Source organism: Dawidia soli, from assembly GCF_018598185.1.
GTDB classification, from domain to species: Bacteria; Bacteroidota; Bacteroidia; order Cytophagales; family Cyclobacteriaceae; genus Ohtaekwangia; species Ohtaekwangia soli.
The window spans coordinates 1-20,586 of record NZ_JAHESC010000068.1; the positions used below are offsets into that span (position 1 = coordinate 1).

The 20,586-nt window shown below is 55.6% G+C and carries 15 protein-coding genes; 9 read left to right on the forward strand and 6 right to left on the reverse strand.

What is annotated here, in order from left to right:
* Nucleotides 1–256 precede the first annotated feature (256 nt).
* The 4 genes from KK078_RS28145 to KK078_RS28160 all read left to right on the forward strand — a co-directional run bounded on the left by KK078_RS28145 (nucleotide 257) and on the right by KK078_RS28160 (nucleotide 8,380).
* Nucleotides 257–1,261 carry a glycoside hydrolase family 43 protein gene (locus tag KK078_RS28145; protein ID WP_254093844.1) on the forward strand — a complete coding sequence of 335 codons (1,005 nt, stop codon included), beginning with the start codon at nucleotides 257–259 and terminating at the stop codon, nucleotides 1,259–1,261.
* Between the two features lie 381 nt (nucleotides 1,262–1,642).
* Entirely contained in the window at nucleotides 1,643–4,717 is a 3,075-nt protein-coding gene (locus KK078_RS28150; RefSeq protein WP_254093846.1) for a galactose-binding domain-containing protein, read from the forward strand.
* Nucleotides 4,718–5,108: 391 nt separating this feature from the next.
* Nucleotides 5,109–5,657 (forward strand): REP-associated tyrosine transposase, encoded by a 549-nt coding sequence (locus tag KK078_RS28155; RefSeq protein WP_254093856.1) that lies wholly within the window; start codon nucleotides 5,109–5,111, stop codon nucleotides 5,655–5,657.
* Between the two features lie 353 nt (nucleotides 5,658–6,010).
* A complete protein-coding gene (locus KK078_RS28160; RefSeq protein WP_254093858.1) occupies nucleotides 6,011–8,380 on the forward strand; it encodes an ABC transporter permease in 2,370 nt (789 codons plus the stop codon).
* Nucleotides 8,381–8,719: 339 nt separating this feature from the next.
* Here KK078_RS28160 and KK078_RS28165 read toward each other — a convergent pair whose 3' ends face one another.
* Nucleotides 8,720–10,294 carry a sulfatase family protein gene (locus KK078_RS28165; protein ID WP_254093897.1) on the reverse strand — a complete coding sequence of 525 codons (1,575 nt, stop codon included), beginning with the start codon at nucleotides 10,292–10,294 and terminating at the stop codon, nucleotides 8,720–8,722.
* 241 nt (nucleotides 10,295–10,535) lie between these two features.
* Nucleotides 10,536–10,757: a type III PLP-dependent enzyme domain-containing protein gene (locus KK078_RS28170; protein ID WP_254093860.1), complete on the reverse strand. Its 222-nt coding sequence runs from the start codon at nucleotides 10,755–10,757 to the stop codon at nucleotides 10,536–10,538.
* 308 nt (nucleotides 10,758–11,065) lie between these two features.
* Between KK078_RS28170 and KK078_RS28175 the strand changes: the two genes are divergently transcribed.
* Together KK078_RS28175 and KK078_RS28180 are read left to right on the forward strand one after the other, a co-directional pair.
* Nucleotides 11,066–11,824, forward strand: coding sequence for a hypothetical protein (locus KK078_RS28175; RefSeq protein ID WP_254093862.1), 759 nt, complete (start codon nucleotides 11,066–11,068; stop codon nucleotides 11,822–11,824).
* Nucleotides 11,821–13,935, forward strand: coding sequence for a hypothetical protein (locus tag KK078_RS28180; RefSeq protein WP_254093864.1), 2,115 nt, complete (start codon nucleotides 11,821–11,823; stop codon nucleotides 13,933–13,935). Before KK078_RS28175 ends, KK078_RS28180 begins: the two co-directional genes overlap by 4 nt.
* Nucleotides 13,936–13,958: 23 nt before the next feature.
* On the opposite strand, the gene KK078_RS28185 is transcribed toward KK078_RS28180, so the two are convergent.
* The 4 genes from KK078_RS28185 to KK078_RS28200 form a co-directional block, all read right to left on the reverse strand.
* Complete coding sequence (locus tag KK078_RS28185) at nucleotides 13,959–14,666, reverse strand: alpha/beta fold hydrolase (protein ID WP_254093866.1); 708 nt, start codon at nucleotides 14,664–14,666, stop codon at nucleotides 13,959–13,961.
* Nucleotides 14,667–14,718: 52 nt separating this feature from the next.
* The gene (locus KK078_RS28190; RefSeq protein WP_254093868.1) at nucleotides 14,719–15,321 is read right to left on the reverse strand and encodes a Crp/Fnr family transcriptional regulator; all 603 of its coding nucleotides are present in this window, start codon (nucleotides 15,319–15,321) and stop codon (nucleotides 14,719–14,721) included.
* 158 nt (nucleotides 15,322–15,479) lie between these two features.
* Nucleotides 15,480–16,430, reverse strand: a complete 951-nt coding sequence (locus KK078_RS28195; RefSeq protein WP_254093870.1) for an alpha/beta fold hydrolase — start codon at nucleotides 16,428–16,430, stop codon at nucleotides 15,480–15,482.
* A 104-nt stretch (nucleotides 16,431–16,534) separates the two neighbouring features.
* Nucleotides 16,535–16,846, reverse strand: a complete 312-nt coding sequence (locus KK078_RS28200) for a hypothetical protein (RefSeq protein WP_254093872.1) — start codon at nucleotides 16,844–16,846, stop codon at nucleotides 16,535–16,537.
* A 202-nt stretch (nucleotides 16,847–17,048) separates the two neighbouring features.
* Between KK078_RS28200 and KK078_RS28205 the strand changes: the two genes are divergently transcribed.
* The 3 genes from KK078_RS28205 (at nucleotide 17,049) to KK078_RS28215 (ending at nucleotide 20,583) form a co-directional block, all read left to right on the forward strand.
* The gene (locus KK078_RS28205) at nucleotides 17,049–17,450 is read left to right on the forward strand and encodes a hypothetical protein (protein WP_254093874.1); all 402 of its coding nucleotides are present in this window, start codon (nucleotides 17,049–17,051) and stop codon (nucleotides 17,448–17,450) included.
* Between the two features lie 120 nt (nucleotides 17,451–17,570).
* Nucleotides 17,571–18,266 (forward strand): ABC transporter ATP-binding protein, encoded by a 696-nt coding sequence (locus KK078_RS28210; RefSeq protein WP_254093881.1) that lies wholly within the window; start codon nucleotides 17,571–17,573, stop codon nucleotides 18,264–18,266.
* Between the two features lie 10 nt (nucleotides 18,267–18,276).
* Entirely contained in the window at nucleotides 18,277–20,583 is a 2,307-nt protein-coding gene (locus KK078_RS28215) for a TonB-dependent siderophore receptor (protein ID WP_254093883.1), read from the forward strand.
* Nucleotides 20,584–20,586 lie beyond the last annotated feature (3 nt).

Consider the following 20,586-nt stretch of genomic DNA (forward strand, 5'->3'; position numbering starts at 1 on the left):
TCCCCGCTATCGCGTGGTTTTTTATTTTGCGGGTTTTCAGCGGGGGGGGGCCGTGTGGGGTTTGTGTATTAACACACTGGGGCCGGGGCCGGCCCCCTACAACACACTGGTTCGAGTCTTAGCCCCGCCGCGGGGCGGAGACTCGGACCTGGCATGGGGGCAGTCTCCTGACTGCCCCACGGTAACGTCGTAACCTGCGAAACTATATACTCTCATGTCCACTCCGACCACAGTCAAGATTTATAAAACGAACAGCATGAACAATCGCCTAATCCTCACCATACTCTTCCTAACCTGCGCGCTACATTCATCGGCACAGACCCAAACCTTCACCAACCCCATTCTCCCCTCCGGGGCCGACCCGTGGGCGGTCTACCACGAAGGCCATTATTACTACACCCACACCCTCGGCAACCGCATCGCCCTCTGGAAAACAAAAGACCTGACAGCCCTGAAAGACGTCACACCCCAAACCGTGTGGACCCCACCGGCGGCCGGCGCAAACTCCAAAGCCATCTGGGCCCCCGAGCTGCATTTCCTCGACAACAAGTGGTATATATACTACACTGCCACCGACAAAGCCAACGACGGTGATGCCAACCGCTATGTATTCGTGCTGGAAAATGCCTCCGCCGACCCGCTGCAAGGCACGTGGACAGACAAAGGCAAGGTCAATACCGAACATTCCGGCCTCGACGGCTCCGTCTTCGAGCACCGTGGCACGCGGTACTTTTTATATTCGGCATACGTAGGGCCGCAAAGCGTGCTCGTCATCGCCAGGATGAAGGATCCCTGGACGCTCGAAGGCACGCAAGCCATCATCGCCGCACCCACACAGCCCTGGGAAAAGTTCGGCGGACGCCAGATCCTCGAAGGCCCCGAATTCCTGGCCGGTAAAAAAAACGAGCTGTTCATCGTCTACTCCGCCAGCGCCTGCTGGGCCGACGAATACGCCCTCGGCATGCTGGCCGCCAACACCACCGCCAACCTGCTGGACCCACGCGCCTGGACCAAGCTGCCCACGCCCGTCTTTCAGCAATCACCCGCCCACAACGTCTACGCCACCGGCCACAACGCCTTCGTCCAATCCGCCGACGGCAAAGAACACTGGCTCTTGTATCATGCCAACACCGGCCCCGGCCAGGGCTGCGACCACCGCCGCTCCCCGCGCCTGCAACCCTTCACCTGGCAAGCCAACGGCCGACCCGACTTCGGCCAGCCGGTTAGCATAGACTCGGCGTTGCGGAAGCCGTCGCATTAGCTGGGCTATGCATTACACTGGCGCCAGAGGCTGCCGCACAACGCTAAAAATCGGTTAGTAGGGGCGAAGCCCCTACTACGTGCGGATCTGGTTCAAGTCTTAGCTCCGTCTCGGAGCGGAGACTTGGACCCAGCATGATTAGTACACGCACGAAGCGGGTCTCCCGACCCGCGGTCGCCCTACAAACGACCATTAAAGCCCACCGGTAACAGCAATCCTCACTGCCTTTCCGCGCTTACACTCCACGCTCACACTGCCTCGTGTGCTCGCCCACACCCACCATCTTCCCTAAAATCCCCCAACATCGTTGCATTCCATCCCAAAACTCGCGTCATTTGCTAAAACGATTAACTAAAACGACGCCTTCCAGCCATTTCCGTCATGCACACATCCTGCCGCCACCTTCTGAGCATGGTCTTCGCCCTGCTGTCATTCATTGTACATGCGCAAACCGAAACGATTCCGCTTAACAGCGCCGACGTAGAATGGCAGCTTACTCCCCAAGCCGACATACAAAAAACAGGTACCGAGATTTCAACCCCGGGCTATAAGTTTCCCGCCCCTGTAAAAGGCGTCGTCCCCGGCGTAGTATTCACGGCCTATGTGGAGGCCGGCAAAGTGCCCGATCCCAACTATGCCGACAACATCTGGAAGGTAGACGAGACATTCTACAACCGGCCCTTCTGGTATCGTACCGAGTTCGCGCTGCCGCCGTCGTTTGTAAAACGCGGCCGCGTGTGGCTGCATTTCGACAACACCAACCGCTATGCCGATTTCTATTTCAACGGCGTGAAACTATCCGGCACAAGGACCTCGACGAAAGACGTCAGCGGCCACATGCTTCGCACAAAGTACGACGTAACCGACTTGGTCCGCGATCCGGGCAGGAATGCCATTGCTGTCCTGATCACCGACGCCGATCAGAAGAAGCGTCGTACCGATAAAGAAGGCTTTGGCGTAACCGCCAGCCCCACCTACCTCTCGGCGGCAAGCTGGGATTGGATGCCCTACGTACCGGGCCGCCTGGCAGGCATCACCGGCAATGTATACCTCACCGTCACCGGCGACGTAACCCTGCAAGACCCGTGGGTACGCTCGCAACTGGAGTCGAATGAATTCGCATACCTCAGCGTGTCGTCCGTTATCAAAAACTCCGCGACGTCGAAGAAAGAGGTGACACTCGCCGGCGTCATCCAGCCCGGCAACATAGAATTTACAAAGAAGGTGACCATCGATGCGCGGGCCACGGCCACGGTATACATCGATCGGAAGGAGTTCGCGCAGCTCATCGTGCGCAATCCCAAACTGTGGTGGCCCAACGGCTACGGCGATCCCAACCTGTATACCTGTACATTGACCTGCTCGGTAGACGGGAAAACCTCCGATATAAAAGACATCACGTTCGGGATCAAGAAATACGAATATCAGTTCACGAAGAATGCCGCCGGCTGGCCGGTCATGACCTTTTACATCAATGGCCAGAAGATCTTCCTGAAAGGCGGCAACTGGGGCATGGACGAATACCTGCTGCGTTGCCACGGTAAAGAATACGAAACAAAGGTGAAGCTGCACAAAGACATGCATTACAACGTCATCCGCCTCTGGACGGGCTGCGTGACCGACGATGCGTTTTACGACTATTGCGACAAGCACGGCATCATGGTATGGGACGACTTTTGGTTGTACGTGGCCTACAACGACGTGGCCAATGACGAAGACTTTAAAGCCAACGCCCTCGACAAAGTCCGCCGCCTGCGCAACCACCCTAGCATCGCGTTGTGGTGCGGAGCCAACGAAACACATCCCAAGCCCGCGCTGGACAACTACCTGCGCACCCTCGTGGCCGAAGAAGATCACAACGACCGGATGTATAAATCATCGTCCAACCAGGACGGGCTGTCGGGCAGTGGCTGGTGGGGCAATCAGCCGCCGAAGCATCACTTCGAGACATCGGGCAGCAACCTGGCCTGGAACAATCCACCGTATCCCTACGGCTCCGACCGCGGCTATGGTCTGCGCTCCGAGATCGGCACGGCCACCTTCCCCACGTATGAGAGCGTTGTGAAGTTTATCCCGCCCGACAAGCTGTGGCCGTTGCCCACCGACGAGCAGCTGCAGAAAGAAGACGACAACGTCTGGAACAAACATTACTTCGGAAAAGAAGCGTCAAACGCCAACCCGGTAAACTATAAGACGGCCGTAAACACACAGTTCGGCGCGTCGGCAGGACTGGAAGCGTTCTGCGAAAAAGCGCAGTTCATCAACATCGAAGTGATGAAAGGCATGTACGAAGCCTGGAACGACAAGATGTGGAACGACGCCTCCGGCTTGCTGATCTGGATGAGCCAGTCGGCGTATCCGTCCTTCGTATGGCAGACCTACGATTATTACTACGACGCCACGGGGGCCTACTGGGGCGCCCGGAAAGCCTGCGAGCCGCTGCATATCCAGTGGAACGCCTCGAGCAATAGTATAAAAGCCGTCAACACCACGGCGGCCGATCTGAAAGGCGCCACCGCCAAAGCCACCGTCTACAACCTGCAGGGCAGGGAAGTAACGCAGTTCCGGAAACAAGCCACCGTCGACGTAGCCTCCAGCAACATCACCGAAGCCTTCACCTTAAACTTCAACCCGTATAACCTGGCCTATGGCAAAACCATGATGGCATCGTCGGCCATTCAACCGGCCGCCCTGGCGGCAGACGCCGGCGCCGGCAGCCGCTGGGAAAGCGACTACAGCGATGGGCAGTGGCTCTACGTTGATCTCGGTCAAAAACAAAAGATCCAGACCGTGGTCTTAAAATGGGAGGTAGCCTGCGCGAAAGAATATAAGCTCGAGATCTCCAACGACGCCCAAACCTGGAAAACCGTATACACCACCACCGATGGCAAAGGCGGCACCGAAGAGATCGCCATCAGGCCCGTATCGACCCGCTACGTCCGCATGCAAGGTATCAAACGTGCCACGCAATTCGGCTATTCCCTCTATGAGCTGGAAGTATATGGACAAGACCGGTCCAGCCAGGACATGACCCCGCTACACTTCATCAAATTGGAGTTGACTGACAGCAAAGGCACCCTGCTCTCCGACAATTTCTACTGGCGCAACGGCGAAAAAGACCTGGATTACACACCGCTCAATACACTCCCCGCCGCAGACCTGACGTGCACGCTGCGCGCAAAAGAAGTCCACGCCGAAAGCGTGACGCTGCAACTGACAATAAAGAACAATTCCCGGACGGTAGCCTTTGGAAATCGTCTTCGCCTGGCAAAACAAAATACGCAGGAACGAGTGCTCCCCGTGATCATGACCGAAAATTACATCACCCTCATGCCCGGCGAAGAGAAACAGATCTCAGTCGAAGCGGATACCGATTTAGTGAAGGGCGGCGTAGACATCCTGTTAAAGCAATACGCCCACCGCGAACAGAAAGAGCTGACTATATCTGATTTATAGTGATGGCTGTCGCCAGTCGCGGGATGGGTGTGGGCGTAGGGTGTGGAGGGCGGTCAGGAGACCGCCGCCATACAAGGCACCGGTGGCGCGCCTGTGCTTCGTTGGGCGCTAAACACCGGCGCCAGTTACGTGACGATATCAGATCTGTGAGTGCCAGTTATAGGGAGGGAGTAGGGGCGTAGCCCTGCACTGACGACTGGCGCCGGTCTTAGCCCGCCTGCCGGCAGGCAGGTTTCGGGCGAGACCGGTGCCCCGTATGGTGGCGGTCTCCTGACCGCCTTGTTGTAAACCAATTACCCCAAAAAACACAAAGCAAAAAACGCCGACAAATCACCCTTTGTACAAACTATTCACTAACTTCATCGCACTGTCAGTATAACCCCGTTAGCACATGAGTCGCAAATATAAATTCCAGGATCAGGAGGCCGTCTACTTTGTAACCTTTACTACAATTTATTGGCTCGACATTTTCATTCGTCAGGAGTACAAGGATATATTCTTAGATAGCCTTCGTTACTGTCAGGAAAACAAAGGTCTGGAGCTCTACGCCTACTGTATCATGAGCAGCCATGTCCACCTGATCCTCGCCCGTCGAGGCAGACCTGAACTTCAGGATATTGTACGGGATATAAAAAAATACACAGCGACGAGCATTATCAATGCTATCAAAAATAATCCGCAGGAAAGTCGTAGGGATTTACTGATGTGGTTATTTGAAAAAGAAGGGAAGTTCAATAAAGATAATGAGCGGTACCAGTTTTGGCAGCGGCATAGTCATCCTATAGAACTGAACACGGAAGAAAAGCTGTATCAACGAATGGGATACATTCATAATAATCCGGTTGAGGCTGGAATAGTCTCACAACCCGAACATTACCTATACAGTAGCGCTGTGACGTATGCAGGATTGCCCGGGCTGATGAACGTTATTCTGATTTGAGTCTCTTTGTCGAAGCCGTGGCAGGGTGTTTCATCGCTGGCATTTCTCAAGGCAGTCGGGAGACTGCCGCCATACGGGGCACCGGTGGCGCGCCTGCGCTTCGCTGGGCGCTAACACCGGCGCCAGTTACGGGGCTGACGATATCAGATCTGTAAGTGTGTAGGGGCGTAGCCCTGCACTGACGACTGGCGCCGGTCTTAGCCCGTTTCGGGTGAGACCGGTGCCCCCGTATGGCAGCGCCTTCGCCCCCCAAACCCCCGCCCGCTAACGAACACCCCGAACACCCGAAAATAAAGTTCCCGTTTCGCGTTACCTTTTGCAACCAACGGTAGTCTTTATCCAAAGCCTAGGTTATGTTCAAGAACTACTTCCTCGTCACCCTGCGAAACCTGCTCAAGAACGGGTTCTATTCCTTTATCAATATTGCCGGCCTTTCCATTGGTATAACGTGTAGTATCCTCATCCTGCTATGGGTGTATGACGAGGTGTCCTACGACCGGTTCCTGCCGAAAGCCGACCGGTTATACCAGGTGTGGGCCAACGCCAAATTTGACGGCAAGGTCCAATCGTGGACCTCCGTGCCGCTGCCTACCTACGAAGGCATGCGCGCGGCCGACAGCCACATCAAACGCGCCGCCGTCACCGACTGGGGCGGCGATCACTTGCTGACGGTGGGAGAGACCCGGCTCACCAAGCGGGGATACTGGGTAGGCGAAGACTTCCTGCAGATGTTCGAGTTTCCGCTGCTGGTCGGCCAGGCAGACCAGGTCATGGCCGATCCGCGGTCCATCGTGATCACCGAAGCCACGGCCAAAGCGTTGTTCGGCGACGAAGACCCCATCAATAAAGTCATCCGCCTCGACAACGAACAAGACGTAAAAGTCAGCGGCGTACTACGCAACCTTCCCACCAATTCCACCTTCCAGTTTGATTTTATACTCCCCTGGAAATTTCGCGAGCAGATCAACAACTGGGTGCGCGAGAACACCACCAACTGGGGCAACTATTCCTTCCAGGTATTTGTCGAGCTGGACGACCCCGCGCACCATGCCGCCGTCGAAAGCCGCGTGAAGATGATGTTACAGGAGCACGGCGAAAAAGATACGAAACCCGAGTTGTTTTTATACCCCCTGCTGCACTGGCGGTTGCATTCGTCGTTTGACAATGGCGTGGAAACGGGCGGCATGATCGAGTACGTGCAGCTCTTTACTATTATCGCCATCTTTATTCTCATCATCGCCTGTATAAATTTCATGAACCTGGCCACGGCCCGGTCGGAGCGACGGGCCCGCGAAGTGGGCATCCGCAAAAGTATCGGTTCGCGCCGGCGCGAGCTCGTACTGCAGTTCATCGGCGAGTCCACCTTCATTTCGTTCATCGCGTTTGTCATAGCGGTACTCCTGGCGCAGCTGCTGTTGCCTTACTACAACGACATGGTCGAGAAAAAGCTGGTCATCGGGTACCTGACAAGCCGGTTCTGGCTGTTCTCCCTCGGACTTATTTTTGTGACCGGATTGGTAGCGGGCAGCTATCCCGCGTTCTATCTCTCCTCTTTTCAACCGGTAAAGGTGCTGAAAGGCAAGCCCACCGCCGGCAAAGGGGCCAGCTTGCCGCGCAAGATCCTGGTCACGCTGCAATTTGGTTTCTCGATCCTGCTCATCATCGGCACCCTGGTGATATACCAGCAGATCCAACTCCTGAAGGGGCGTACGCTGGGGTATGACCAGGAGAACCTCATGGCCATAAATTATACCAATGAAGTATCAAAGAATTACAAAGCCATCAAGCTGGACCTGCTGGCGTCGGGCGCGGTCGAGGCCGTGACAAAATCGAACAGTGCCATTACCGATATCAACTCCAATAACTTCCTGGGATGGCCCGGAAAGCCGGAAGAGCTGCGCGTCATCTTTACCACCATTGCCACCGAGTATGACTGGGCCAAGACCATGGGCATCAGGATCCTCGAGGGGCGCGAGTTTTCGGAAGACTTCAAGAGCGATACCTCCGCCATCATCATCAACAAAGCGGCCCTGGAGCTAATGAACCTGAAAGATCCCATCCTTGGCACCGAGCTCGATCTGTGGGGCAAAAAACGCACGCTCATCGGTGTGGTAGACAATGTATTGATGGGGTCACCCAACGAGCCGGTCAAGCCCATGTTTGCCATTCTCGATCCCGAGTGGATCGACGCGGTCAGCGTACGGCTCAAGAAAACAAACGATCTCCAGGCATCGATCAATGTGGTGAAGGCCGTGTTTGAAAAACATGCTCCGGCGTATCCGTTCGAGTATCGGTTTGCCGACGTCGAATTTCAGAAGAAGTTCACCACGATCAACCTCACCAGCCAGCTGGCCAGCATCTTTGCCACACTTACCATTCTGATCACCGGCCTGGGATTGTTCGGTCTCGCGTCGTTCACCGCCGAGCAGCGCACGAAAGAGATCGGCATCCGCAAAGTGCTTGGCGCCAGCGTGCCGAGCCTGGTGCAGATGATCTCGCGCGACTTTTCGGTACTGGTCATCATAGCCTTTACAATCTCCTCGCCGCTCGCGTGGTGGCTGCTGACGATGTACCTCGAACGTTATACTATCCGCACATCGATCGGCTGGTGGGTATTCCCGTTAACGGGTATCGTGTCACTGATCTTCGCGTTGATCATTGTCAGTACGCAGGCGCTGCGCGCGGCACATGCCAATCCGGTAAATTCATTGCGCAGCGAATAAAATAGAAAAAGGCTGAGATACTGCTATAAAGCTAGGATACTGCTATAAAACTGGGATACTGCTATAAAGCTGGGATACTGCTATAAAGCTGAATGCTGCTATAAAGCTGGGATACTGCTATAAAGCTGAGATGCTGCTATAAAGCTGTGATACAGTTATAAAACTGAGATCCTGTTATAAAACCATGTGACGGGATTTATATTTTCCGGACCTAGCCCTGAAAGGGCGTAACAATTCCGGCTTGTGCGTACCTCGAAGTTGTAACGCCCCTTCGGGGCTATAATTGTTTCCAGCCGCCGGACAGGAATCCTTGCCCGGCTATGGCGGAAATATCGGCGGTTATTTGGCCGGTCGCGCGGTCGCAGGGGCTTGCTCCAGCAGCTTCAGCGCCTCGTCGTCCTGATACTTCAGTATCTGCGCGCGCAGCTCTTTCAGCAGGGCCGCCGTAACCTTTTCGTAACCCTTCTGGCCGTAAATGTTGTTCAGGTTGTGCGGGTCCTGGCGGATGTCGTACAGCTCCCAGAAATCGTCGGGGCCATAAAACCGCGCCAAGGTATACTGTTCCGTGCGGATGCCGAAGTGCGGCGCCACCCGGTGCGGACGCGGATATTCATAGTAGTGGTAATACGCCGCCGTTCGCCACGGCACCTGCTTGCCGGTAAGGATCGGCAGGAACGATTCACCCTGCATTTCATCGGGCACCGTTGTGCCCGTAATGTCGAGTATCGTCGGCGCCCAGTCTACATTCGAAATCAGCCGGTCTACCTTCGTCCCCGGTTTGATCACTCCCGGGTAACGGATCACAAACGGTGTCTTCAGCGACTCTTCGTAAATAAACCGCTTGTCGAACCAGCCGTGCTCGCCCAGGTAAAATCCCTGGTCGGAAGCATAGATCACGACCGTGTTTTCCGATAGCCCGGTTTGATCCAGGTAATCCAGCAGGCGGCCGATGTTGCGGTCCAGTGAATTTGCCGTAGACAGGTAGTCGCGCAGGTACCGCTGGTATTTCCATTCTTCCAGCGCCTTGCCCGTCAGTTTTTTCTCGTCGAACTCTTTGCTAACCTTCTTCTCGTAGTAGTTGTAAAAGGCAGCTTTCTGCTCGGGCGTAAACCGTGTGTAGGGATTATACTGCCGCGCCTTGCCTGTGCTGTCGTAGTCGACGTGCACCTTCAGGTCCGTCTTCAGCACCATCGTGCTGTCGATCGTCATATCCTGCTTTTGCGCGGCAATGCGGTTTTTATAGTCGTCGTAGAACGACGCGGGGATCGGAAACGTCACATCGTCATAAGCGCCCAGGTCTTCGATGGCCGGCAGCCACTCGCGGTGCGTAGCCTTATGGCCGACTACCAGGAAGAACGGTTTGGAGCGGTCGCGTTTGTCCAGCCACGCTTTGGACAGCTGCGTGATGATATCCGTAACGTAACCGGTATACGTTTCTTTCTCGTTGTTGCTGTTGATGAAGTCCGGGTTGTAATACGAACCCTGTCCCGGCAGCACGTGCAGGTAATCAAAGCCGTGGGGCAGGGCGCCGAGGTGCATCTTGCCGATCCAGGCGGTTTGATAGCCGTTCTTCTGCAGCTGCTCGGGAAAGACCGGCTGCGCGATGTCAAAGCCGCGCTCGTTCAGCTTGTAGCCGTTCCGGTGGCTGTACTTGCCCGTGAGCAATACCGCCCGGCTCGGACCGCAGATGGAGTTGGTCACCACGTTGTTATACAGCAGCGCGCCGCCGTTCGCGATACGATCGATGTTCGGCGTCTTCGTCAGTTTACTGCCATACGCGCTGATGGCCTGGTAGGCATGGTCGTCCGACAGGATAAAGATAACATTCGGCCGCGCTGCGGTTTTCTTTTCCTGCGCGCACGCAGCGCCGCCTGCCAGGAGCAGCGCCAGGATGCAAAAGATCGTCCCCTTCATGTTCATGGGGCGTAATATACGAAGCTAGCTACACTGTCCCAGGGCAACCCAGATGATAATAAAAACAACGATCGTACCCAGGCAGCCACCGCCGAGCTTTTTGGCGCCGTAGCCGGCAATAAGTCCTCTGAAGAGATTGTTCATGGAGATGTGAGTGTTTGAACGTGGGCATAAAATATTGTGCCCACGCTCAGGCGTGCTCGTTCCAGTATTCGGTGTCGGGTTTCTGCGAGGTGTTCACCTAGATCAACACCTCCTGCGGTTTCTTTTCAAACGCCAGCCGGGCCGACAACTTTTCTGCCGGGGCCAGGCGGTCGAACGATCGCACGCAGGCAACGTCGCACTTCAGCAGGTCCTTGATCTTGTTGGTTTGCAGATGGCCGATGAAGTGGTTGGTACGCGGCGTGTCGCGCAGGGCTTCGGATTTTCCTTCAGCTCCTGGAATGGCAATGGTAATTCTCATAAAATTTGTAGTTAATGGTTTGGGGGAAATAAAAAAAGCCCATCTATGACTTCACTGTTGTTAGTGGAGTTATAGATGGGCTCTAACTATAAATATAGGAACCGGTAGCGTTATTTAAAAATAACCGGCACGCTTCCGGGCGTATCGATACGTGTCAGGTAAACATGATTTGTTGCGGTAAAATTTAGTTAACAAGAATCCTTGTAAAACTCGCTGCGCTTCCATATTTTCGATCTATAGAGTCCATCTATTCAGCCGCGAGACAATCGTGGCGATAGGTGGACTTTTTTTATTTTACCAACCCTGCCATGAAAACAACATTGTTTGTCGTCGCCGGTTTTCTTTTGGTATGCGGCTGTGAGGTCGCGAAGGATCTTTATATCGATGATCATGAGATCACCGGCCCCGAGGCGATAACGGTCACCAAGGTATATGCCGGGGTGGCCCGGTTTATCGTAAGCCAGGAGATTGCCACCACAACCGACGTTCCGCCGAGATCTTTCAGCAGCCGCGTGGTGGTCGAGCGGGAGGCACAGGAGGAGCGTGCGCCGCTGGCCTACCTGGTCAGGTTGTATACCGATTCATTGCAGCTGTCGGAAGGTCTCGTGGTAACCCGGCGGCGATCTGTGCCGGATCTGTTGGATACGCTCGTGCTGGGCGGTGCTTACCAAACCGTATTGGCCCTTCGCAATGTGGAATTGATCGTGCTCGACGCCGGCGGTCCGCCCGAAGATCAGGTACAGGAACGGGGCTACTATACAGGCACGTATAGCGCGACAAAAGACGACGGGCGGATGGCCGTCGGTCGGGTGAGCGGATATATAGAATACAACGGACATTTTCGGTTTGAGTTCGACGGCACCGACGCCTTCCGGTTCCTCTCCGGAAACGGGATCCACGATGGCACCGGCTTCCGGGTGAACGCGAACCTGACGACGACCGACAGAACGGTCGTAACGCCGCTGCATGACCTGATCTCATACAGCGCGGACACGCTTACAGGCGACTTTGACATGGCCGCCGCCGGGTTTGATCACCTTCAGTTCCTCCTGACAAAAAATCCATGAAAAAAATATACCTCCTGTTCCTGCTGGCCGCCGTGCTCAGCGGCCATACCGTTGTAGGCCAGGTAAAAAGGGAGCAACGATTTCCCGTCGATCTGCCGGCGCACGATCTGAGCCCGGTACCCGACTATTCCATCAGCGCGCGCATTATCGGTCATCAGGCCTACGAGTATACCCTGCAGAAAGACGGCGACCCTGAGATCAAGAAGGTCTTTACGATCAGGCCCAACAACCTGGAGTCGTTCAAAAGTCAGTTTGCGTCGGCGTTTGACGAGGTCATGAAAATGGAAAAGGCAAAGGATTCAACCCAGGATCTTACGAAGTATACCCGGCATATTGGCAACGTGCGGCCGGAATCCATCTTTATATATTTTCAGGGCGGAGAAATTACATTGGAGTCTTTTGATTTCAGACCGTTGGCGGGTGAGCTGTTCTTCCGGAGTAAAGTACACCCCACACAATATTTTGTGACCCGCGCGGTGATAAACGCAAGGCTCAAAAGCGCTATCCGCAAGGATCGGCAGGATCAAAAGCAGGTTCCGGGAAGCTTGAAAGATCTTATCGGGCTCCGCGAGCGGCTGATCCAGTTACAGGCGGATATCCAAACCCGGAAACTGGCGATCGGCATGGCGGTATATCCCCAAAAGGTGCAGGCGGAGATCGACAAGATCACCACCTTGCTGAACGAGTTGACAGTGCAAAATTACGAAAGCAAGCGGAAGGAGATCGATGCCGCGTGGAGCTCCACCGGGCCGCAGCTGATCAAAGAGATCTCCGAGCTTATTTACAATTCGGGAGATGACGTGACCATTTCGGTAGACCAGGAGCGTGGAGGATGGTTTCGTCGCAGACGGTATACCGTAAAAAGCGGTACGTCGATCGTGGGTGGTTTACGGCGCCGGCCGGCCAAGCGGGCGCTGCGACGGGCGCTGGTACAGAAAGAATCTGCGCAGGGCACGAATGAGCTTACGATCAACAATGTGGAGATCGAGTTCAACGAAGGGTTCATCGAAAACATCAAAGTGATGGCCGGCGAGGGGGACTCCCTCCAGTTCCAGAACAACTTCGCCATCGGGTTCGCCTCCAAAAAGGATTACCACTACCTGCAGTATGCAAAACTGTTTGCAGACCGGAACCAGATCACGTATTCCATTCCCCTCACCGACGTCATCGACCGGTACGAACAGAAACATGCCGTGGGCCGCCGCGACTACAGCCCGGCCAACCAGGTTATTACGATGGACTTCAAGACCGATCCCAAGCGCAGCATTACGCTCAACAAGGAAACCACCTCCAAGCTGTTCGAGCTGAAGACGTTCAGCGACTTCGTCGGCTTCGACCAGGAAAGTCCGAACGGGTTGATCCAATTGGAGCTGGAAAAAAGATTGAACATCCGCACCGGCCGCATCCGCGTGCCCCACAGCACCCGGACCAACCTCGGGTTGTTTCAATTTATTACGCCTTTCGTGATGAAGTCCAAGATCGAGGAGAACAACAAACACCTGCTGCTCGACTACCGCGACCAGTTTACGAACAACCAATACAACCCGGTAAAATTCACGTCTACCCTGGAATTAAAACGCTTCGAAAATTTTAGCGCCGGTGCCGACGTGAACATTGCCATGCTGGATATACCCTCGTCTAAATCCATGCTCTATCTCAACTTCGGGTTCCGCTACGGCCGGGTGGCGATCCGCGACTCCCTGCAGGAGTTTAGCGACAACCAGGTTGCCAGGACCGGGTTCGCCAAAGATTTCGGTGTCAATACATTTTCGTTCATGCCGGTTAAAATATGCTGGGAGCTCATGACAGACGAGCGCTATACCTATTCACTCGGCGGAAGCGTCAACCTGTATTACCTGCGCGACAATTATTTTACCCAGGTAGCCAACATCGAGACCTATAAAGACGAAGTGGGTAAAAAGGGCGATACCAGGTATTTCTATAAGAGCTTCTTCATGCAGGTATGCTTCCGTCCCCAAACCGAAGCCAGCGGTCGTCTCTTCTTCCGCTACCAATACAACTGGCAGCAAGGCTACTGGCGCACCGGCTTCCACCAGGCCCAGGTAGGCTACTCGGTATACCTGACGCGACAGTTGAAGCAGGAACAATAACCTGGAGCTTCCCGGTGCGCGGACTAAGACGCGAGAAGGTATTGCTGCAACACCGCATTAAACTCCTCCGGCCGTTCCATCATCGGCGCATGTCCGCACCGCGCCAGCATGACGAGCCGCGCGTGAGGCAGCAGCGCTTCGAACTCCCGCGCTACACGCGGCGGCGTGACCTTGTCGTCGTCGCCCCAGATCAGTAGGGTCGGCGTCGGGACCTCCGGAAGCAGGTCGGCTACGTAGTGGCGCTGCGCGGATTTCGCCGTGCGTACGATGCTCAGGCATTTGGCAGCGTCGGTGGTGATGCCGAAGACCTCGTCTACCAGCGCATCCGTGGCCACGGCAGGATCGTAGAATGTATAAGCCACCCGCTCGCGGATGTAGGCGTATGTGCTTCGTTTGGGAAAGCTGCCGAAGCGTGTGTTTTCGTAGAGGCCCGAGCTGCCCGTCAGCACGAGCCGCGCCACGTTCCCGGGGTGACGGTGGGTATATAAGATCGCCACGTGACCACCCAGCGAGTTGCCGACGAGGATCACGTTCTGCAGCCGGTGTTCTTGTATATATGATCCCAGGAAGTCCGTGAGCAGGCGGAGCGGATCTTCGTCCCGCTTGCCTGTCCGTTCAAAGATCGGCAGTGTCGGAATGTGAATGTCGTAGCCAGATTGGAAATGTGCGATCACGCCGTGCCAGTTGCTCAGGCCGCCAAAGAGCCCGTGCAGCAAGATCATAGGTTGCATATACTTTTTAAGCAAAGCTACCGGCCCCCGGTATACGGGGCTGTGATCCTGATCACAAAGCGCCGTTGGAGAGACGCGAGGACAGGACCATGCGGGCCCGGCTCAGAGCCTCGCGGCTGATATAGAGGTAGCGGGCAATGTTGGTGAGCGAAATGCGCTGGACCACCTTCGGCCGGCGTTCCAGCAGGTAACGGTACCGCCGTACGGGGCTTTTCAGGGAGAGGATATATTGATGCTCAGACATCTGCTCCACCAGCTCCTGGTATAACTTCAGCTTCACGTGCAGCAGGTTGACGTGCTTTTCATACAGGCGGTCGAGCTTCCGCGTATTGATCCGCAGGACGACAGCGTCTTCAATGGCCGTGATGCTGATCGCCGACGGTTCCTTTTTCTGATAGCTTTCGCAGTTGGCCAGGAAGTCGTCCGCCAGGCCGAATTTTACGATGCGCTCCGCACCACCCTCTTCCACGAAACTGAACTTAAACTCCCCCGACAACACAAAGGCCGAGTAGTGCGCCACCTTGCCGCAACGCAGGAACGGGTCCCCTTTGCGAAGGTACTTCACCGAAGCAAACCGCTCCAGCTGTTTCCATTCTTCCAGGGTAACCTTGGGGTACTTTTTTGCCAGACGTTGATAGTAAGAAGGCAATTCCATATATAAACAATCGCTAAAATGGACGACAAAAATAGTAAATATTTTGCGTTCTAATCCACACACTGGCCCACCTATACGCAGACACCGGTGCGTCCCGACTTGTCGGGACTAACACCGGTGCCACTAACCGTCCAGTTACTACTTACGTCGCACTGAATTTACTTCCGCGCAAACTTCTCCAGCTCCGTGTTGAACTTCTCGCGTTCTTCCACAAACAGCCCATGCCCGCTATTCTCAAACTTCACGATATACGAGTTCCTGATCCCTTTGTTCAATTCACCCGCGAAGGCGAAGTCACAAAGTTTATCTTGCGTACCATGAAAGATCGCGGTAGGGATATTGATCTTCGACAAAGCCGGGCGCAGGTCCAGCTGCGTAAGCGCCGAGATAGATTGCGTGGCAGCATAAGGTGAAGCCTCCAGGTTGATGCCCTTCAACCATTCCGACATGCCGTTTGAAAGACTGGTCTCGGTGGCGCCAAAGGCTTTGCCGAAGTTCTCCAGTACTTGCGGCCGGTCGGTGCGGGTCAGGTCGATAAAACCCGCGGCGCCTTCGGCGGTCAGGCCGTACGGGTAGCCCGGGCGCTGTAACCACGACGGTGCGGCGGCGGCGAACAGGGCCAGCTTGCCGATGTGGGCGCTGTTATACTTGGTAACATAATGAATGACCACGGCGCCACCGAGTGAATATCCGCCCAACACGGCATTTTCGATCTTCAGCTTGTCTAAGATCACCTTGATGTCGTCCGAGAAGACATCGAAATCATAGCGGCCGGACGGTTTGTCGGACTTGCCAAAACCCCGCAGCGAAATGCCGATGACACGGAAGCCTTTTTGCACCAGGTACTGGTATTGATACTCGTACATGGCGTCGCTCAACGGCCATCCGTGGATCAGGACAATGGGCTGCCCGTCGCCCAGGTCGGTTACGTGCAGGCGTACATTCTTTTCTACTTCTATATACTCTTCACGACCGGCGGCGGCCGGGGTCCTTTTCGTTTGCGCGAAAACGGTGGAGTCGGCGGCCATCGCGATAATAAAGAGCATGGCCAACAGAACTGTTCTCAAAGTGCCGTACAGGCTGAGGGGATTGTTTACGAAGCGTTTCATCTGTTCTTTGTTTTAGGTGTTGTTGTGATTTGATAACACAAAGGTGGGACAACGACACCCGCAGAGAAATGGACAAAAGTCCATGCCGCTTGCACATTTTTCCCTTACAGTCCATGGATCATCATGTCAACCTTGTCAAACAGCTCACCGACGCCAAGGGCCGCCCAGAGAATAAAAACCCCCAGGAGGAATTTTACAAGACCGGGAATCGTGCGGCCGGTCTTTTCTTTCAGCAGTGCCTGGATAGGAGGGAAGTAAGCACTGGACAACACGATCAGGAAAATTCCAAATCCCGGGTCGTTGCCCCAGAAGATATTGACGGTACCGATGCCGATCACCACCACGCCAAAGAAGGCGTTGAAGAACTTCCAACCCAGGGATTGGCTGCTCGCTTTCATTTCTACGGAGTTTGTCATACAGGTATGTGTTTTAGGATCTGTTCCAATAGCCTGAAACAAAGGTCGAAAAAGAACTTTTAAATTAAAAGTAAGTGTACTAAAAATGACCGATCTGTCGTAAATGGCAGGCAACATCCGCTGTTCTGCTGGGTTTATAAATGCAATTACGTTGCATATGTAAGGACTTCCGTTTATCTTGCCCCCGATTCATTCCCTTGCCATGGCACCCATCAGCAGAAAAAACAAGCTTTGCATCTATCGGATGCTTTCGCTGCTCATGCTGCCCCTGTACCTGGCCGGCGCCGGCTCTCGGGAGGTGCTCCATGCATGGATCCATACGCATGAGGCCGTGGTCGACCATTCGGCGGCGCAAGAGCAAGATCCTTGCCACCGCATGCTCTTCCACGGCGAAGCCACCGCGTGTGAGCACGACGCGCACCTGGTCGATTCCGACGACTGCCCGCTGTGTGATATCGCGTGCCATGTCGACCAGGTCATGACGCCGGAGGCTGTCTTTTTATGCGCCCCGTATGGACCGGGTTGTTTTTCGTGTTATAAGCAACGCTTAGACAGCTATTGGGCTGTCCTATCCTCCTCGCGGGCACCGCCCGCACAAGCGTAATTTCCGCACCTGCCGCCGGCGCATCGCCGGTGCGGCAGCCTATTCCTTTTTTCCTTTTCAAGACGCGCTCACAGGTCGCATGACCCGTATGCGCCGGTCTATTCATGTCACCTATTGCATATGCTACAAGCTATAAACCTCACCAAAGAGTTTAATGCCCGCCCGGTGTTAAACGACGTTAACCTGACGGTTGACAAAAACGAAGTGTATTGTCTGCTCGGCCAGAACGGCGCGGGCAAAACCACGACCATCAATATCTTTCTCGGCTTCCTGGAGGCGACCTCCGGACAGGCACTCGTCAACGGAAAGGACGTGCGGACCCACCGGGTGCAAACCAATCGCATGATCGCGTATATCCCTGAGGTGGTACAGCTCTACGGCAACCTGTCGGGGCTGGAGAACCTGGACTTCTTCAGCCGCCTGACGGGCTTTACCTATACCACCGGCGAGCTGACCCGGTTCCTGCGCCAGGCCGGTCTGCAACCGGAAGCGCACACCCGCCGCCTGACGACGTACTCGAAGGGCATGCGCCAGAAAGTGGGTATCGCGATCGCGATGTCGAAGAAAGCCGACGTGATCTTTATGGACGAGCCCACGTCCGGGCTGGATCCGAAGGCCACCGCCGAGTTTACCGCGCTGTGCCGCGAGTTTGTGGCCGAAGGGAGATCCATCTTTATGGCCACCCACGACATTTTCAACGCCGTACACGTCGGCACCCGCATCGGGATCATGAAAGAAGGGCGACTGGTGCACGAACGCGTAACCCGCGACATCGACGCCCACCAGCTGCAACAGTTATACCTCGAAACGATCTAAGCCCATCTCCATGACGCTAACACTACGCATCACCCTCGCACTATCGGTCGCGATCAGCCTGCCGGCCTTCGCGCAGTCCGTGGCGACGGAAAACGCCGAAGCCGACACACTCGCCCCGGCAACACACACCCAGGAGCTGCAGGCGGTCGAAGTGATCGGCAGGATAGACCGCGATTATACCAGCGATTATTCCTTCTCGGCCACCCGGTCGGCGATCAGGAACCAGGAGCTTCCGCAGTCGCTGTCCACCATCACCAAAGAGCTCATCGCCGACCGGCAGGCCTTTCAGCTGGCCGATGCCGTCCGGAATGTCAGCGGCGTGGCGCCGTCGAGCTTTTACAACCAGTACAGCATCCGCGGCATCAGCCAGAACGAAGAGGGACAGATCCTCAACGGCATGCGCACACGGCAGTATTATTTTCTGCAGCCCATCACGTCGAACATCGAGCGTGTAGAGGTCCTGAAAGGGCCGGCCTCCGTCACCTTCTCGAGCGTCGACCCGGGCGGAAGCATCAACCTGGTGACCAAGAAGCCGCTCGCCACCAGGCGCCGCGAAGTCAGCATGAGCGTGGGCAGCTTTAGCACGCTCCGCACCACGCTGGATTTTACCGGTCCGCTGAACGAGTCGAAGACACTCCTCTACCGGCTCAACGGCGGCCTTCAAGAAGCGCGATCCTACCGCGACCTGGTCAAGAACAACGCGCTGCTGGTGTCGCCCTCGATCAGCTATATCCCTAACGACAGAACGGCGGTCAACGCCGAAATGATCTTTAGCAACGCCACGGGTACACTCGATCGCGGCCAGCCCATCTTTGGCGCCACCGCCGGCGTGACCGACCTGAACAGCACCCCCACCAGCCTGAACCTGGGCGCCGCCAACGACTTCTTTAAATCCAAAGAGCTGATCCTCATGACGAGCGTCAGTCATATGTTCACGGAGTCGATCGGCGCGAATGTGTCGTATATGAAACAGACGTGGACGGAAAACCTCCAGGAGCACCGTACCACCAATGCCTTCGCCGTAGACATCGACAACCAGCCCGTGACCAGCCTGGCCACGATGCAGTTCATTCAACGGCAGCAGTACTGGAACACCGACAACCTGAACGCCTACATGAACATCGATTTTAACACCGGTAAACTGCAACATCGCGTGCTGGCGGGGTATGACCTCAGCCGCTGGCACAAAAGCAAGGGCGGTGGCCAGAACGCCGCCCGCGGCTACCGGCTCACCGACGGAACCATCGCCAACGCCTTTGTGCCCGCGAATGCCGCAAACTATCAAACCATTACCGTAGACGGCAAAACGTTGCCGATGCCGAACGTGCCGCATATTGATCTCGACAACCCGTCGTATACCATTCGCAACGTAGACGACTATGTGCTGAACGTCCGCACGGCCGTGCCGTCGGCGCTGACGCGTACGGACGCCCTCTATGTGCAGGAGCACGTGAAGATCGGGAAATGGTCCGCATTGCTCAGCCTGCGCCGGGAGTGGTTTGAAGATATTACGAACTACGAGGCACCCGGGGAAGGATCGTTCCGGAACACCGCCTGGATTCCGCGGGTAGGCATCACGTATGCGGTCGTCAAACAGCTCAATGTCTATGCCACCTACCTGCAGGGCTACCAGCCGCAGTCCAATACCGTGTCGCTGATGCCGAGCACGGGCGCATTCTTCTGGAGCCCCGATTCGCCGGCGCGGTTTAAACCGCTCATCAGCGACCAGAAGGAGCTCGGCGCCAAGGCATCCTTCTTCGAAGAGAGGATCACCATGACCCTGGCAGCCTATGAGATCAACCAGGAAAACATCCTCATCAACGCCAACCTGCCGGCGTATCCCGACTCGCTGGTACAGCGAGGCGCGGACCGGAGCCGCGGCTTCGAGTGGGAGCTGGCCGGCTACGTGCTGCCCGGCCTGCAGCTGAACGCATCGTATAGCCACATCGATGCGCGTATCGTCGAAGACGCCGACGATGCCCTGCGCGGCAAACGCAAGGAGAACACGCCGGTCAACAGCGCCAGCGTCTGGATGCGCTATAATTTTTCGCACGTGGCGCTCCGCGACCTCGGGGTAGGGCTGGGCGTGCAGTACAGCGGCAGCAAGGTGCCCTGGTTTACGCGGGCGTTCGAGGTGCCGGGATACACTGTACTGGACATGGCGCTGTATTATACACCGTCGAAAGCCAACATGCAGCTGGCGCTGAACGTCAACAACGTGCTGGATACGACCTATTGGATCGGCGCGCAAAACTACCTGCGGCTCTTTCCCGCCGCACCGCGAAATTTTATGCTTACGGCCACCTATAAATTCTAAATG

Bases quoted from the DNA above. Each gene is read 5' to 3' on its own strand.
- KK078_RS28145 (WP_254093844.1), top strand. From the start codon at position 257: ATGAACAATCGCCTAATCCTCACCATACTCTTCCTAACCTGCGCGCTA.
- KK078_RS28150 (WP_254093846.1), top strand. From the start codon at position 1,643: ATGCACACATCCTGCCGCCACCTTCTGAGCATGGTCTTCGCCCTGCTG.
- KK078_RS28155 (WP_254093856.1), top strand. From the start codon at position 5,109: ATGAGTCGCAAATATAAATTCCAGGATCAGGAGGCCGTCTACTTTGTA.
- KK078_RS28160 (WP_254093858.1), top strand. From the start codon at position 6,011: ATGTTCAAGAACTACTTCCTCGTCACCCTGCGAAACCTGCTCAAGAAC.
- KK078_RS28165 (WP_254093897.1), bottom strand. From the start codon at position 10,294: ATGAAGGGGACGATCTTTTGCATCCTGGCGCTGCTCCTGGCAGGCGGC.
- KK078_RS28170 (WP_254093860.1), bottom strand. From the start codon at position 10,757: ATGAGAATTACCATTGCCATTCCAGGAGCTGAAGGAAAATCCGAAGCC.
- KK078_RS28175 (WP_254093862.1), top strand. From the start codon at position 11,066: ATGAAAACAACATTGTTTGTCGTCGCCGGTTTTCTTTTGGTATGCGGC.
- KK078_RS28180 (WP_254093864.1), top strand. From the start codon at position 11,821: ATGAAAAAAATATACCTCCTGTTCCTGCTGGCCGCCGTGCTCAGCGGC.
- KK078_RS28185 (WP_254093866.1), bottom strand. From the start codon at position 14,666: ATGCAACCTATGATCTTGCTGCACGGGCTCTTTGGCGGCCTGAGCAAC.
- KK078_RS28190 (WP_254093868.1), bottom strand. From the start codon at position 15,321: ATGGAATTGCCTTCTTACTATCAACGTCTGGCAAAAAAGTACCCCAAG.
- KK078_RS28195 (WP_254093870.1), bottom strand. From the start codon at position 16,430: ATGAAACGCTTCGTAAACAATCCCCTCAGCCTGTACGGCACTTTGAGA.
- KK078_RS28200 (WP_254093872.1), bottom strand. From the start codon at position 16,846: ATGACAAACTCCGTAGAAATGAAAGCGAGCAGCCAATCCCTGGGTTGG.
- KK078_RS28205 (WP_254093874.1), top strand. From the start codon at position 17,049: ATGGCACCCATCAGCAGAAAAAACAAGCTTTGCATCTATCGGATGCTT.
- KK078_RS28210 (WP_254093881.1), top strand. From the start codon at position 17,571: ATGCTACAAGCTATAAACCTCACCAAAGAGTTTAATGCCCGCCCGGTG.
- KK078_RS28215 (WP_254093883.1), top strand. From the start codon at position 18,277: ATGACGCTAACACTACGCATCACCCTCGCACTATCGGTCGCGATCAGC.